Origin of the sequence: Corallococcus sp. AB018 (genome assembly GCF_003986945.1) — a bacterium.
GTDB classification, from domain to species: domain Bacteria; phylum Myxococcota; class Myxococcia; order Myxococcales; family Myxococcaceae; genus Corallococcus; species Corallococcus exiguus.
Map to the genome: position 1 here is coordinate 1 of NZ_RAWR01000084.1, position 15326 is coordinate 15326.

General features: G+C 71.5%; 10 protein-coding genes. 3 read left to right on the forward strand and 7 right to left on the reverse strand.

Annotated elements, in window-relative coordinates:
• Window positions 1–166 precede the first annotated feature (166 nt).
• The 3 genes from D7Y11_RS19010 to D7Y11_RS19020 all read right to left on the reverse strand — a co-directional run bounded on the left by D7Y11_RS19010 (window position 167) and on the right by D7Y11_RS19020 (window position 7084).
• Window positions 167–1006 (reverse strand): Ig-like domain-containing protein, encoded by an 840-nt coding sequence (locus D7Y11_RS19010; protein ID WP_120574851.1) that lies wholly within the window; start codon window positions 1004–1006, stop codon window positions 167–169.
• 116 nt (window positions 1007–1122) lie between these two features.
• On the reverse strand, window positions 1123–5103 hold the full coding sequence (locus tag D7Y11_RS19015) for a protein kinase (protein WP_233607333.1): 3981 nt from the start codon (window positions 5101–5103) through the stop codon (window positions 1123–1125).
• 109 nt (window positions 5104–5212) lie between these two features.
• Window positions 5213–7084 (reverse strand): lipase maturation factor family protein, encoded by a 1872-nt coding sequence (locus D7Y11_RS19020; protein ID WP_126934387.1) that lies wholly within the window; start codon window positions 7082–7084, stop codon window positions 5213–5215.
• 121 nt (window positions 7085–7205) lie between these two features.
• Between D7Y11_RS19020 and D7Y11_RS19025 the strand changes: the two genes are divergently transcribed.
• On the forward strand, window positions 7206–7877 hold the full coding sequence (locus tag D7Y11_RS19025; RefSeq protein ID WP_126934400.1) for an MBL fold metallo-hydrolase: 672 nt from the start codon (window positions 7206–7208) through the stop codon (window positions 7875–7877).
• Window positions 7878–7881: 4 nt separating this feature from the next.
• On the opposite strand, the gene D7Y11_RS19030 is transcribed toward D7Y11_RS19025, so the two are convergent.
• Together D7Y11_RS19030 and D7Y11_RS19035 are read right to left on the reverse strand one after the other, a co-directional pair.
• Entirely contained in the window at window positions 7882–8676 is a 795-nt protein-coding gene (locus D7Y11_RS19030; RefSeq protein ID WP_120574817.1) for a hypothetical protein, read from the reverse strand.
• A complete protein-coding gene (locus tag D7Y11_RS19035; RefSeq protein ID WP_233596657.1) occupies window positions 8666–9568 on the reverse strand; it encodes a dimethylarginine dimethylaminohydrolase family protein in 903 nt (300 codons plus the stop codon). Before D7Y11_RS19035 ends, D7Y11_RS19030 begins: the two co-directional genes overlap by 11 nt.
• 182 nt (window positions 9569–9750) lie before the next feature.
• Here D7Y11_RS19035 and D7Y11_RS19040 point away from each other — a divergent pair, with 182 nt between their 5' ends.
• On the forward strand, window positions 9751–11361 hold the full coding sequence (locus D7Y11_RS19040; RefSeq protein ID WP_120574816.1) for a Na+/H+ antiporter: 1611 nt from the start codon (window positions 9751–9753) through the stop codon (window positions 11359–11361).
• A gap of 22 nt (window positions 11362–11383) precedes the next feature.
• On the opposite strand, the gene D7Y11_RS19045 is transcribed toward D7Y11_RS19040, so the two are convergent.
• Both D7Y11_RS19045 and D7Y11_RS19050 read right to left on the reverse strand, forming a co-directional pair.
• Complete coding sequence (locus D7Y11_RS19045) at window positions 11384–12046, reverse strand: SRPBCC domain-containing protein (protein ID WP_126934388.1); 663 nt, start codon at window positions 12044–12046, stop codon at window positions 11384–11386.
• Window positions 12043–12693 carry a 2OG-Fe(II) oxygenase gene (locus tag D7Y11_RS19050; protein WP_120574814.1) on the reverse strand — a complete coding sequence of 217 codons (651 nt, stop codon included), beginning with the start codon at window positions 12691–12693 and terminating at the stop codon, window positions 12043–12045. Before D7Y11_RS19050 ends, D7Y11_RS19045 begins: the two co-directional genes overlap by 4 nt.
• A 288-nt stretch (window positions 12694–12981) precedes the next feature.
• Here D7Y11_RS19050 and D7Y11_RS19055 point away from each other — a divergent pair, with 288 nt between their 5' ends.
• Window positions 12982–15252, forward strand: coding sequence for a di-heme oxidoredictase family protein (locus D7Y11_RS19055; protein WP_126934389.1), 2271 nt, complete (start codon window positions 12982–12984; stop codon window positions 15250–15252).
• Window positions 15253–15326: the final 74 nt, after the last annotated feature.

Sequence of the window (15326 nt, forward strand, 5' to 3'; positions counted from 1 at the left end):
TATAAGGGACAGGCCCTGCCCGGATGACGCGGAGGCCGCGTCCAAGAAGAAGGGCGGCAAGCGCCCCGCGCCGAAGTCCCCGGCGCCTCCCAAGAAGCAGCCGTAGCGGCCGTCGCCTCGGGGTCCGCCGCTCCCGTGCGGCGGGCCCGGCGTCGACACGGCGGAGCTACTCGACGATGAAGTCCGCGGCCGTGCGGCGGCGGCCGGCCACCACCGACACCACCGCGCGGCCCTTGCCCACGGCCGTCACGCGGCCCTCGGGCGACACCGTCACCACGGCGGCGTTCGAGCTGAACCACTCCAGCGGCACCTTCTCCAGCGCCACGCCGTTGCGGTTGTACGCGCGCGCCTGGACCATCACCGACTGGCCCTTCTTCTTGAAGGTGTACGAGGTGAGGTTCAGCCCCAGGCGCGCGAAGTCCGGCGGCACCACCTGCACGGCGATGGCGCGGTGCAGGTGCCCCAGCGTCGCGGTGACGGTGGCCACGCCGGCCGACGCGGCGATGAGCTCGCCGCTCTCCACGCGCGCCACGGCCTCGTTGCTGGAGCGGAAGTCGGGCGCCGCGTCGGGGATGACGTGGCCCGCTTCATTGCGCGCCACCACGCGCACCTTGAGGGTGCGCCCCACCTCCACGAAGTCCGCGCCCGGCGCGCGCACGTCCAGCGACGCGAGGATGGTGAGGTCCAGCGGCAGCGCCGCCTTCGCCCGTCCGCCCTGCACGCCGATGATGGTCTTTCCGGACTTGCGCGCCACCACCGTGCCGTCCTCCAGCACGGAGGCCACCTCCGGCGCGGAGCTGGTCCAGCGCAGGCGCGTGTCCATCATCTTGCGCCCATCCGCGTCCAACACCGTGTAGCTGAGCGGCAGGTTCTGCCCCTGCGTGCGCAGGTAGCGCAGCTCGGGCTGCTCCAGGGTGATGGTCGTGGGCGACGGTCCGCACGCACCGAGGACACCCAGCGCGAGGAAACCCAACAGGGAAAAGGAGATGGGGCGTGAGGTCTTCACGAAGGCAGGCACGGGGGCAGGTGGGGAAGGGCCGAGTCTACCGGTGGAGCACTCAAAGGGCGTGAAAACCGCGAGCGCCCGCGTCGAAGTCCGCGCGCCTGCACGCCTGCTGACGACTACTGCCCACTTCCACGTCGCGGGGTCCGGGCCTCCATCGACCCCAACACCTGCGCGGCCAGGGCCTCCCCCTCCCGCCAGCCCGCCACCCGGGCGCGCTCCCTCGCCTGCTCCAGCCGCTCGCGCGCCTCCGGCCCCCGGCCTCCCGCCACCAGCAGGCGCCCGGCGTTGTAGTGGATGCGCGCCACCTCCTGGGCGTCCCCACCCTGCTCGGCCAGGGCGAGCGCGCGCTCCAGGTCCGACAGCGCCTGGGCCGGCTCGCCCGCGAGGACCCGCAGGCCCGCGAGCTGCGACAGCGCCCGCGCCTGGCCCACCGCGCTGCCCACCGACCGCGCCTGCTCCGCCGCGCGCGTGAAGGCCACCCGCGCCCGGTCCAGCTGCCCCAGCCGCTGCTGCAGCCGGCCCAGGAGCAGGTAGTGCTCCCAGAAGAAGTCCGCCACGTGCGGGGTCCGGTTCCCCATGCGCTGGAAGGCGCGCGCCAGCAGCTCCACCGCGGCCGTCGTCTCGCCCTTGGCCTCGCGCACGCGCGCGAGCTCGCCCAGCACCAGGGCCTCGGCCTCCGGATCCGAGCCCGCCGGCCCCTGCGCCATGCTGAGACGCACCTCCGCGTCGTCCACGCGCCCCAGCTTCAGCTCCGCGACGGCCAGGCGTCGCGCGGCCTCCGCCCACCGGCCGGGCGTCTGCATCACCGGCACGCGGTCCAGCCACGGCGTCACCAGCCCGTCCACGGCGGCGGGGTCCGTCTGCGTGAGACATCCCGCCGCGCGCGCGAGCACGTCCAGCTGCCAGCGCACCACCGCCGCCGTCGCGCCGGGCGCCCGGCCCAGGGCCCAGCGGAAGAACTCCACCGCCGAGCGCCACTCGCCTCGCGCCGCGAACCAGTCGCCCGCCCGCTCGCACGCGACCGGCGCGCCGGAGGCACCCGCGCCCAGCAGGTGGTCCGCCACGCGCACCTCGCGGGCCGGCTCCTGCACGAACGCCTCGTCCTCCAGCGTCTCCGCCAGCTCCTGGTGCGCGCTGCGCAGCTGCGGGGGCGACAGGCGCTCGCGCAGCACCTGCCGCGCCTCCTCGCTCGTGAAGCGGAAGATGCCGGGCTGCCCGGGCACGGGCACCACCCACTCCGCGTCCTCCAGCACCCCGGCGCCGTCCGTGGCCGTCAGCGACGCGCGCACCAGCTCCGCGGAGAAGAGCGAGCCCTCCACCGCGGCCCGCTGGAGGAAGCGCAGCGACGCGGCGGGCAGCAGCTCCAGCCGCGCGCCCAGGGCCTGCCCCAGGCCTTGCGGCAGCGCCGCGGGGGACAGCGGGCCATTGGACTGGAAGCCGCCCTCCGTGCGCTGCAACACCCCCACCGACACCAGCAGCCGCACCAGCGCCAGCGCATGCGCGGGATTGCCGCGCACCCGGTCCGCCACCGCCCGCTCCAACGACGGCGACAGGGCCAGACCCAGGCTCGCGGTGAGCAGCGCGTTCAGCTCCGACGGCGACAGCCCCTCCAGCACCGTCACGGGCAGGGATGCCAGGGACGTGGGCACCGCGTCCACGTCACCCGTGGCCACCAGCGACACTCCCAGCTCCTTCGCCGTGAGCAGCCCCGCGAGCATCTCCAGCGACGGGCCGTCCACGCGGTGCACGTCGTCCACCAGCAGCAACAGTCCGGTCGGCTTCGCCACGCGCTGGATGGCGTCCACCACCGCTCCGTCTCCCGCCGGCAGGAGTCCGCCGCCCACGGGCGCGCCCCGCGCGAGCCTCCGCCAGAGCGCCGCGGCCTCTGGTTCGGAGAAGCCCAGCCCCGACAGCGGAGGCAGCGACGCGTCTCCGCCCGTGGCGGTCCGCGACAGCGCGGCGAGCACCGTGCGCCACAGTCCCAGCGCTCCCGCGGAACGAGGGTCTCCACCCCACGCGTACACCACGCGCGGCGAGGCGCCCGCGGCCAGCTCCGCCACCGCCTCCAGGAAGCGGCTGCGTCCCACACCCGAGGGCCCCACGAAGAGCCGTGCGCCGCCTTCCCCCTTGCACGCCGACTCCACCACCATCGCCGCCTGGGTCAGCGCCTCGTCGCGCCCCACCAGCGCGTCCACGCGGGTCGCGGGCGCGCCGGACTCCACCCGCCACGCCGTGCCGCCGGGCAGCTCGCGCGCCATGCCGATGCGCACCCCGCCCGACTCCACCAGCAGCGCCTTCACCGAGGCGCCCACCAGCAGTTCGCCAGACACCGCCGCGTCCGCCAGCGCCTGCGCCCGCTCCAGCCCCAGGCCGGACAGCCGGGGCGCCCCGGCCTCCGCGCTCGAGCGCACCACGCCGGACTCCAGGCCCCGCCTCACGCTCAGGCCCGCGCCGCCCAATTCCTCCGCGCACTTCAGCGCCCGCGTCGCGTCGTCCGCGCGAACCTGCGGCAGGCCAAAGGGCAGACACCAGTGCGTGTCCGACAGCGCCATCGCCTCCACGTGGTGGCGCGCGGAGGCCTGCGCCACCACCTCGCGCAACCGGGCCGCGTGGGCCGGCTCGCCCGCGACCACCAGCAGCGTGAGCCGGCGCATCTGCGCCTGCGCGTCCATCGCGCGGATCTTCACCGTGGGGCCCGGAGCCTCGTCTCCCAGGGCCGGAGGTCCGTCGTCGTCCCCGGTGGCGGACGGCGGCGCGGCCAGGGCGGAGGCCAGGGGCGCGGGCACCTCCATCGTCGGGTCGGTGGGCGGCTCGTGCACGGCGCCGTCGCCGCGACGCGCGGGCGCCTTGGCCGTCGGCGCGTCGGGGAGATCCTCGTCGCCCAGGTGCATGGGCGGCTCGCGCAGCGCGGGCATCAGCGGGAGCTTGGGCGCGGCGCCTCCGGACGAGGGCGTGAGCGACTTCTGCGCGGCGTCCACGCCCATGGGCGTGAGCGAGTTGCCGCACGCGGGACAGAAGCGACTGGTCGCGCTGGTGGACTGGCCACAGCGCGGGCACGACACGTTGGAGGGCTCGCGGACCTGGGGCAGCCCGGGCTCGCCGCTGCCCGCGTCGCGCAGCCGCGCCAGCACCGTGTCGCCCACCAGCCGCGTCACCACCGCGGGGACGCTCTCCTCCGGCGGCTCCGGCGTTTCATCCAGATAGGACTGGAGCGCGCGGGCCACGTCCGCGCAGCGGGCGAAGCGCTGGCCGGGGGCGCGGTGGAGCATGCGCAGGATGATCTGCTCCAGCAGCGGCGACAGCCCTTCCACGAACTGCGAGGGCCGGGGCACCGCCGCCAGCGCGATGCGCCGCATGGCCTCCGCGGGGTTGTCCGTGTCGATGAACGGCCGGCGCGTGCACAGCTCCCACAGCACCACGCCCAGCGCGAACTGGTCGCTGGTGCCGGAGACGGGCTCGTTGCGCACCTGCTCCGGCGACATGTATCGCAGCTTGCCCTTGAGCACTCCCGTGCGCGTGCGGCTGGCGCGGATGGTCGCCTTGGCCACGCCGAAGTCCACCACCTTCGTCAGGCCGTCCAGGCGCACCATGATGTTCTGCGGGCTGATGTCCCGGTGCACCAACTCCAGCGACGCGCCCTGGCTGTCTCTCGCGTGGTGCGCGTGGTCCAGCCCCAGCGCCGCGTCGCGGATCATCTGCGCGCAGACGCGGTGGGGCAGCGGCGTGCCGGCCCGCTGCGACGCCTTCGCCAGACGGCCCAGGTTCTCGCCTTCGATGTACTCCATGGCGATGTAGAACGTGCCCTGCCACGCGCCGACCTCGTACAGCGAGACGACGTTCGGATGGTTCAGGTGCGCCGCGACGCGGGCCTCGTCGAGGAACATCTCCACCGAGCCATCGTGCTCCAGCAGGTCCGGCAGCAGGCTCTTGAGGATGACGGGGCGCTCGAAGCCGCTGACGCCCACCTGACGTGCCAGGAAGATTTCCCCCATGCCCCCCACGGCCACGCGGCGCAGCACCGCATACCTGCCGAAGATGAGGGAAGACGGGGAAGCACCGGACACCATCGCCCTTGAACCGTACCCAGCGATCCCCATCCCCCGCCAGTCCCCGGCCCTTCGCTTTCGCACGGGGAGCCATTAGCCGTTCCGCCCCCGTGTGGGGTCCTGGCGTACCGGGCATGAGCTACATGGACCCAGGCATGTTTCAGACGTGCCAGGTCAGACGCCCCGCCTGCTCGGACGCACCGGGCGCGAGGGTCAACGGCGACACATACAGCCCGCGCCGCTCCCGCTTCCACCAGGCCCCGGTGCGCTGGCGCTCCGTCCGGGACGTCATCCGGTAGTCGTGGAGCACCGCCCGCACGAGCCGGGGCGGACGGTCCGGGAAGGGGTTGGACGCGAACAGCCCCAGCACCTCCGGCGAGCCCTCCAGCAGCCGCTCCATCAGGGACAGGAACCACGAGGGCGGCGACCCCAGCGCGGCGAACCACATCTGCCAGTCCAGCCGGGGTTGATGCGGGGCGACCTGTCGCGGTGGTCGGTCCACACCCGACGTCTTGTATCGGAACGGGTACTCCCGCCAGTGCACGCCGTCGTCAGAGCCCTCCACCGTGATTTCCGGCCGGTCCACCGTCATCACCGCGAACAGGCCGTAGGAGTTCACCGAGTGCAGCGGCACCACCCGGTCCTCCAGCCAGTCCACCGCCCGCACCAGGCGCTCCGGGCCGCGAGGCCACCACCCCATCCGGCGCAGCTGCTCCACGGTGCCCAGCGTGAGCAATGGCACCGCCGCGGCCACGGACAGCGCCATGCCCGGCACCGACGGCCGCCGCGCGGGCCCGGCATCGCGCCACAGCGCTTCCGGCAACACGCGCCGCAGGGCCGCGTCGTCCAGCAGCCACAGCCCTAGGGCCAGCGACTGGACGTTGAAGAAGCCGTAGTTGCCCGTAGTGATGATGGCCGCCTGCAACGCGGAGAGGATGCCGAAGGCGGCCTGCCGCACGCGCCGGGGACCGAAGGCGAGGAACGGCACCGCCGTCTCCGCCGCCAGCACCGCCGCCGTGCCCGCGTGGCGCACCTGGCGCGGAAGCTGGTGCGCGGCCCAACCGCCGCGCGTGGGCAGGGGCGCGGTCTCGAAGTACACGTCGCACGCGCTCAACTCGCGCCACGTCCGGTCACCCGAGTGGACCTTGCTGATGCCCGACCCGAAGTAGAGCCGGAACACGAGCATGCGGAAGAGGAACACCTCCAGCGCGGACACGTCCCGCTTCCCCAGCCCGGGCCTCACGCCGACCGGTGCGGTGAGCGCGCCCACCAGCCCCATCTCCAGCAGCAGCACGTCCCACTGGAACGACAGGAACTCACGTCCCAGTGACACATAGGACAGATACAGCGCCCACAGCGCGGCGGCGCTCGGGAGCGGGGCCACGTTGAGGAGCAGCGCCAGCGACAGGGCCTGCCCCACGCGGCAGCCGCGCACCAGCGTCGCGTCCGACGCGTCCTTCCAGAACACGGAGGGACGGCGCCAGCGGCCCTGCGCGGCCCAGCGCTCGGACTGCGCGACGTCGCGGATGGGACGGATGCCCTTCTCCCCGTAGAGCCCCAGCACCTGCTTCCCCAGCGACGTGAAGGCGATGAGGAACGTGCCGCCCAGCAGTCTCATGAAGGCCCAGCGCACCAGCCGGTGCTCCGCGGGCTCCGTCACGCGGCTGAACAACCACGTGTCCCACCGCGACGCGCGCCGGCGGTGGTGCGCGATGACCGAATACACCGCGCCCGCCACGTGCCGGACGCCGGGCACCAACCCCAGCCGCGCGGCCAGACGCGTGCTCCAGCGGGGCGACCAGGCGAGCATGCGGAAGACGGCCTCCGCGCCGGACGAGCGGCGCCCCGACGGCTCCACCAGCTGCATCGCCCGCAGCATGTCTTTCTGGGAGATGCCCAGGAGCTTGAGCAGCCACCTGCTCCCGCGCGCGAAGCGCACCCGGCCACCGGTGTCCTGGCTCCAGCGAGCCACCCAGCGCTTGCAGAAGCCGCAGTCCCCATCGAACAGCACCAGCGGTTGCATCTCGCGCATCGGGTCGCTCCTTCGTCCGACGACAAAGGTGCGTGCGGAGAGCGGGATGCGAAGGGGACAAGAGGGCTCGCTGGAGGAGCAGGCGGGCAGCGGAGCGCGCATCCCTGTCATCCGGGGACAGGTGCCTAGCTTTGTCCGCATGAGCGAGCCCAAGGCCCAGGCGAAGAAGACGGATGAAATCGTCCCCGGCGTGCACCACTGGACCGTCTCCGACGACCGGCTCGGCGGCATCCGCAGCGACTCCTACGCGGTGGTGGATGACGACGGCACCGTCACCCTCATCGACCCGCTGCCCATCGACGAGAAGCTCCTGCGCAAGCTGGGCGATATCGACGCCATCGTGCTCACCGCGGGCAACCACCAGCGCTCCGCGTGGCGCCTGCGCAAGGTGTTCGGCGTGCCCGTCTGGGCTCCCGAGGGCGCGCAGGGCCTGGAGGAGAAGCCGGACTTCGAATACGTGAACGGCACCACGCTGCCGGGCGGCCTCAATACTTTCCAGACGCCGGGGCCCACGGAGGCCATGTACACGCTGTGGCTCCAGAAGAGCCCACACGCCGTGGTGTTCATCTCCGACCTGCTGTCACACGAAGTCCGGCGCACGCCCACCTTCGTCCCCGGCGAGTACCAGGACGAACCGCTGCGCACGCGCAGCAGCATCCAGCGCATCCTGGACCACCTGCCCATCCAGACCGTCTGCTTCGCGCACGGCGCGCCCATCCTCAAGGACGGCGCCAGCGCCCTGCGCAAGGCCCTGGAAGAGGACGACGAGTTCCCGCACGCCCCCGCGCCCTGAAGCCTCAGCCCGGAGGCACTTCGCGCACCAGCACGTGGCCCGCGTCCTGGCCCGGAGGCACCAACTCCAGCCGTGCCCCGGCCTCCGCCCGGTCCAGCAGCGTGCCCAACGACAACAGGTCGGTGACGGGGATGCGCGTCGCGGGCGCGGGTGCATCGCCCCGGAGCATCGCCCGGGCCACACGGGCCTCGTCGGAGAGGTCCGTCTCGTAGACGAAGGTGCGCTCGTCGTAGTCGTGCCCACCGGGAACGTGCCCCACCAGCCGCATGGGCCCCAGCCGCGAGTGCACTCGCACGGCGGGGTTGTCCCACTGCGTGACGCCGCGCAGCCGCTTCGCGCGCACCATGCCCAGCGTGAGCAGCTTCACCCACGCGGACGCGCCCCGCCCCGGCAGGAAGCTGAACAGCGACACGCCCACGAACAGCCCCGGCGTCAGCGACGGCGCCACGTAGCACGCCGCGCCAATGGCCGACTCCTCGTCCGCCAGCAGCAGCCGCTCGCGCGCGGGCGCCTTGAGCAGCCGCGCGGGACAGCGCAAGAGCCCGATGGCGCCGGGCAGCAGGTACAAGTCGGACAGCACCCAACGCGGCACGCCGATGCCGCCGAACGCCAGCTGATTGAGCGTGAGGTATTGCCGCGCGAGCTCCGCGTTGTGCTCCGCCAGCAGGTGCGTCACCGGGATGCCGTACGGCGCCAGGTCCAGTGACGGGACGTGCACGCCGGAGCCCAGCGCCTGCAACGACAGATCCGGGGTCGAGGCGAAGAACGCCTGGGCCAGCGACGCGAGCTCACCCGCCATCGGCTTCGATGTCCTTCGCCACGACGTCCAACCGGTACTCGGGCGGAAGCGAGATGCGCGAGGCATCCACCGACGCGCGCGACACGAGGCAGCGCGACGAACCACCGCCCTTCTCCGTCAGCTCCGGCATCGGCATGGACACCACGCGCATGCCCAGGCGCTCGAAGGTCTCCACGATGTGCGCGGGCATCACCGTGGGCGCGAGCAGGTCCCTGCCCAGCGGCAACCCATTCGTCGCGTAGCGGCGGATGTCCGCCTCCGTCACCCGCACCAGCCGGTTCGCCCCAAAGCGCTGCTCCAGGAGCGCCACCGACTCCGGCGCCATCACGTCCGGGCACACCACCAACCGGTCCACCGCCGGCAGGGGCAGCACCGCCATGTTCCCGTGGAACGCGGGCTCGCGCACCTGCACGCGCAGCACCTCGCCGGGGAAGGACTTCTGGGCCGCCTCCAGCCCGTCGAGCGTCGTGCGCCCGCCCCAGAACAGCAGCGTCACGCCGTCGAACGTCGCCACGTCGCCGTGCGCCTCCCAGATGCCCACGCCCGGATCCACGACCTCCAGGCCCAGGCGCCGGGCCAGCGGCGCCCAATGGTCACGCTCCGCGAAACGATGCGCGCTCATCATCTTGGGCAGGAGGAACAGCGGGGCCTGGCCCTCGCGCGCCACCACCTGGCCGCACTCGGCCGCGTAGGGCATGCCCGTCAGCGCGTCCGACGGCGAGGGCAGCGCCACCACCGTGCCGCCTCGGGACTCGATGTGCCGGGCGAGCGTCAGCCACTCCCGCCGGGCGCCACGCGCATCCGCCGGAGCGGCCTCACGGCTGCGGAAGTTCGAACGGCCTCGCAGCGCCCAGCCCCGGCCCGGGGGTGACATCAGGAAGAGGTCCATCATCCCTCGCTTCTAGCCACCGCCCCGGAGCCTCACAACGCATCCGTCTCCAGGCTTGAGAAAACAGTCTGGCAAAATGCAACGCCCGCCCGTCCCCTCTCATTTCCCTCCGAAAGGGGGTTGCCCCACCGCCCCGCGTGCATGGCATCCTCGCGCTTTTTGAGCACAAACGGGGCTGGGGATTCATGCACTTCGAGTTGGCCTTCGTGCTGCTCTTCTCCATCGCGACAGCGGTGGCGATCGCGGCGCGCTACTTCAAGTTTCCGTACACGGTGGCGTTGGTGCTGGCGGGCCTGGGCCTGGGCATCGTGCAGGCCTTTGAACCGCCGCACCTGACGAAGGAGCTGCTGTTCGCGGTCATCCTGCCGGGTCTGCTGTTCGAGGCCGCGTTCCACGTGGACTTCCGCAAGTTCATGAAGAACAAGCTGGCCATCACCTCCATGGCGATTCCGGGTGTGGTGGCGTCCATGGCGCTCACGGCGCTGCTGCTGTCCCCGGCGATGAGTGGGCTGAACGCGCTGGAGGGCTTCGGCCTCATCCACGCGATGGTGTTCGCGTCGCTCATCGTGTCCACGGACCCCATCGCGGTGGTGGGCCTGTTCAAGGCGCTGGGCGCGCCCAAGCGGCTGGCCATCCTGGTGGAGGGTGAGAGCCTGCTCAACGACGGCACCTCCGTGGTGCTCTTCACGCTGGTGGTGAGCGTGGCGGCGGGCCAGGAGTTCACCGTGGGCGGCGCGGTGATGGACTTCATCAAGGTGGCGGGCATGGGCGCCGTCATCGGCGCGGCGGTGGGCTTCGTGGTGGGCAAGGTCATCCTGCGCGTCGAGGACGCCATGGTGGAGATCACCTGCACGGTCATCGCCGCGTACGGGTCCTTCGTGGTGGCGGAGCACTTCCACTACTCGGGCGTCATCGCGGTGGTGGTGGCGGGCATGGTGTGCGGCAACTGGGCGGCCCAGGAGGGCATGGGCCCCACGGTGCGCATCGCGGTGGAGAGCTTCTGGGAGTACCTGGCGTTCGCGCTCAACTCGGTGGTGTTCCTGCTCATCGGCCTGGAGGTGAAGCTGTCGTCGCTGCTCGACTCGTGGCTGCCCATCCTGCTGGCGTACGGGGCGGTGATGCTGGGCCGCGCGGTGGTCGTCTATGGCGTGTCCGGCCTGTTGCGGTTCACGTCGGAGAAGCTGCCGTGGAAGTGGAGCGCGGTGCTCACCTGGAGCGGCCTGCGCGGCGCGGTGTCCATGGTGCTGGTGCTCGGCCTTCCGAACGACTTCGCCCACCGCGAGCTCCTGGTGAACATGACGTTCGGCGTGGTGGTGCTGTCCATCATCGTCCAGGGGCTCACCATGGCGCCGGTGCTCAAGGCGCTGGGCATCACCGGCATCAAGGACGTCTACCAGGAGCAGTACGAGCTGGCCCGCGGCAAGCTGGGCGCCATCCACGCGGCGCTCGCGTCGCTGGAGACCATGCGCCGCGGCCGCGAGATTCCGGTGGACGCGCTGGAGCCCCTGGAGCGCGACTACCAGCAGAAGGCGCAGGCCGTGGAGCAGGAGCTCATCACGCTCAAGCAGCAGTCCAACCGCTTCCACGACGAGGAAAAGCAGGAGGCCATCCGCCGCGTCCTCATCGTGGAGAAGGACGCCCTCTTCAGCGCCTATCAGCAGGGCACGCTCAACAAGGAGGTCTTCGAGCACCTCACCGCGGAGCTGGACGAGCGCATCGCCAAGGCCAAGGACGATGAGGCCCACGTCCCGGAGGAGGACACCCCCGCGTCCCCGCCGCAGGCCCTGGCCTCCTGAGCAGCCGGAGGAGGGCGGCCCCTCAGCTCGCGCCGCCCTCCACCCGCGACTGGAGCACCGCGCCCAGCACGTCCGCGGTGTCCTCGCGCAGCCGCGGCAGGTGCGTGTAGAGCACGTCCTCCACCTGGGCCACCGCCTCCTTCGGCGCGCCCGCCTCGCGCAGCCCCGCCAGCACCGCGTACGCGGCCACCGCCAGCGGCCCCACGTAGCCGCGCGACTCCTCCCAGAACTCCTCGAAGCACGGCACTGCTTCCCCCGCCACCACGCGCGCCAGCCTCCCCAGGCACGCCTCCCAGTAGGCGCGGTGCGCGTCCCGGGCCGCGTCGTCCGCGAACGGGCCCTGGCGCAGCTCCAGCCGCGTGCCGTCCTCCGCGAGGTGGAAGGTCAGCTCCGCCCGGGTGCGTCCCGGCGGCACCGGCCCGCCACCCTCCCAGTCCATCTCCAGCGCCAGGAACCGCCCCGGCTCCACCTGCACGATGCAGCCCACCTGCGAGAACGCACGACCCGCCGAGTCCCTCAGGCCTATCCGGTAGGGCTGGCCCAACGCACCGGGGTCCGGCGCGTGCGTGCGGTAGCAGCCCGGCGGCGCGCCGAACCAGCGGCGGATGAGCGCGGGCTCGGACAAGGCGGGGAACACCGCGTCCGGCGGCGCGGGCAGCTTCCACTCCAGCGTCAGGTCGCTCACGCCCGCACCCCCGAGCGCGTGCGCAGTTCGAAGCGCGGCACGTTCGCCAGCTGCTCCGCGGGCGCACGGTACTGCTCCACCACCAGGCTGATCCGCGACTCCTGCATCGACTCCGCGCCGGAGGTGATGGCCTCCACCTCATGCAGCAGGTCGCCCCGGAACATCACCAGCGCGTTCTGCCGCGGCGTCAGCTCCGCCACCCGACCTCCCCGGTGGTACAGCCGCAGCGCCCCGCCCCGGAGTTCCTTCGGAACCTGGACATACAGCACGCTCACCGCCACCGGGCAGCCGATACTCGGACCGTAGAACTCAAGACTCCGGTCGATGTGCGCCGCGACGTTCCGGCCCTTGCCCACCAGCAGCGGGTTGAGCAGGAACGCGTTGCACTCCGGCAGGAGCGTCTTCGCCAGGTACGGCGCGAACGCCGGGAAGCGCTCGTGGACGTCCGGCAGCGCGTCCCGGCGGAACGTCAGCGAGAAGCCGTACGTGCCGGAGAACTGGCCCGACAGGTTCGACTCTCCCAGGAGCGACGAGCCCAGGATGGCCGAGCGGATGGAGGCCATCGTCTCCTCCGGGAGGACGTCCGGAGTGCGGTGGAAGAAGGTGTCGAGCCGGAAGGCTCCACCCCACGGTGGCTGGAAGCGCATGGCCCCGGAGTCTACCCACCCACGCCGCGCTGCCCCATCCCTCGCCGTCACTCGGGCGGAAGCCCTCCACGCCCCATGCGCAACACAACGCGTCAATCCCTGCCAACACAGCGCGTCAGGGATGATATCAATTTCGCTTATTTATCAGTTATCAGGCCTAAGTCGAATTCTCCGACATCCCACCTTGCGGCTCCCAGGCGTTCAGACTTTCTTCGGACAAGCTACGAAGTCCCCTTCGCAGCGCTCGCCGTCCCACGCCCCATCCACCCCCACAATGGAGTTGCAACCATGAGCCGAAGCAGACTCACGGGAATCGCGCTCGCATTCCTGGCCGTCAGTTGTCTGGCGGTTCCCTCCGCAGAAGCCGCCACGTATGGCGTTACGCCATCGGGCTCATCCGCCCTCTTCTACGTCGACACGACGGACTGGGCGGACATCCACTACAAGCTCAACGACGGCTTGCAGCAGAACATCCGCATGGCGGTGACGGGAGGCCGCAACCAGTACACCGTCACGGGCCTGAGCAACGGCAACTCCATCGACTATTTCTTTACGTACTGGGACGTGTCCTGCGCCTGCGCGCGTGACACGGCCTGGACGCGCTACACGCATACCGGCACGGGCGGCGGTACGGACGCGGGCACGGGCACGCCTGACTCCGGCACGGGCACGCCTGACTCCGGCCCTCCGCCCAACGGCGACGCGGGCCCGGTGGTGCCGCTGTTCACGAGCAGCACCGCGCTGGAGCCGGCCACGGTGGAGAACACCTCCGCGGCCATCATCACCCGCGTGGGCGACCGCGTTCGCGACCGCCACATGCGCGAGGACATGTACCAGGCGTACGACCACTACCTGAAGCTGTACTTCGAGAAGCGCACCCACTGGATTGAAATCGTGGACGAGGTCGCCAAGGGCGGCAGCGTCATCACGGTGAACCTGTACACGATTTATCCGTATGACTCGCCGGACTTCCGCGCGTTCTTCCGCGGCCTCAACACGGTGGCGGAGTACTTCCACAACGCGGACTTCGTGAAGGTGAACGACTACAAGTACACGTCGTCGGTGAACTTCAACGCCAAGGAAGGCCGCGCCATCCGCGTGGGTGACCGGATGGAGCTGGAGATTGGCGTGTTCCTCCAGGCGCCGGTGGAAGGCCGCTTCAACTACTACTCCACGGGCATGCTCTACATCGTGGGCCAGGGCGGCATCGTGCCCTTCGAGGGCCAGGGCGGCATCCGCGACTCCTTCCCGCTGCCGGACAAGGCCTGGGCGGGCGGCCGCACCACGCTGCACACGCCGTTCTCCAACGAGCCGGACAACCGCTTCCTGCAGATGGCCACCAACATGGCGCCGGTGAACGCGCAGCCCTTCGTGGAAGGTCGCCGCCTGCACCACACGAACTTCCGCGACGGCACCCACTCCGAGCCGGACAACCCCATCTTCACCGCGCACGCGAACAAGCTGGGCAACAACTACGTCAACGTGGCCTGCATCTCCTGCCACAAGCAGAACGGCCGCGGCCTGCCGCCCACCACCACGAACACCACGCTGGAAAACTACGTGGTGAAGGTGGGCAAGGTGAACGGCAGCACCGTGACGGTGGACCCCGCGCTGGGCTTCCGCCTGCAGCCGCGCGCGGTCAGCGGCACGCCGGAGGCGGACGTGCGCATCGGCAGCTGGACGACGACGGCGAGCGGCACGCTGCCCGGCGGTACGGCGTACAGCCTGCGCAAGCCCAACTACAGCTTCCTCAACGTGACGCCGACGAACTTCTCCGCGCGCATCACGCCGCAGCTGGTGGGCATGGGCCTGCTGGAGGCGGTGCCGGAGACGCAGATTGCTGGCCTGGCGGACCCGAACGACGCGAACGGCGACGGCATCTCCGGCCGCATGCAGACGGTGAAGGACCCGGAGACGGGCGTCACCCGCATGGGCCGCTTCGGCTGGAAGGCCGGCACGGCGCGCGTGAAGCACCAGGTGGCCGAGGCGCTCAACAGCGACATGGGCGTGACGACCAACGTGTTCAAGACGCAGGACTGCGGCTCGGCGCAGCAGGGCTGCGCGGGCACGAGCACGGAGCTGGCCGACAGCGAGCTGGACAAGATGACCCGCTACATCGCCCTGCTGGGCGTCCCCGCGCGCCGCGACCACTCGGACGCGACGGCGATGCAGGGTGAGACGGTGTTCACCAACGCGGGCTGCGCGAAGTGCCACGCGCCCACGCTGACCACCAGCCAGTACAGCGCGATGAACGAGTTCCGCAGCCAGACCATCCGTCCGTACACGGACCTGCTGCTGCACGACATGGGCGCGGGCCTGGCGGACAACCTGCCGGAAGGCCAGGCCTCCGGCGCCGAGTGGCGCACGGCTCCGCTCTGGGGCATTGGCCTGACGGCGGGCGTGTCCGGCGGTGAGGCGTACCTGCACGACGGCCGCGCGCGCAACGTCACCGAGGCCATCCTCTGGCACGGCGGCGAGGGCGAGGCTTCCAAGCAGGCCTTCGTGAACCTCAGCGCCGCGGACCGCAACGCGCTGCTGAAGTTCGTCAACTCGCTGTAAGGCAACAGGCCGGTTTCAAACACAGACGCCGGGCGGGAGGGGCCATCCGTGCCCCTCGCGTCCGGCGTCGTGCC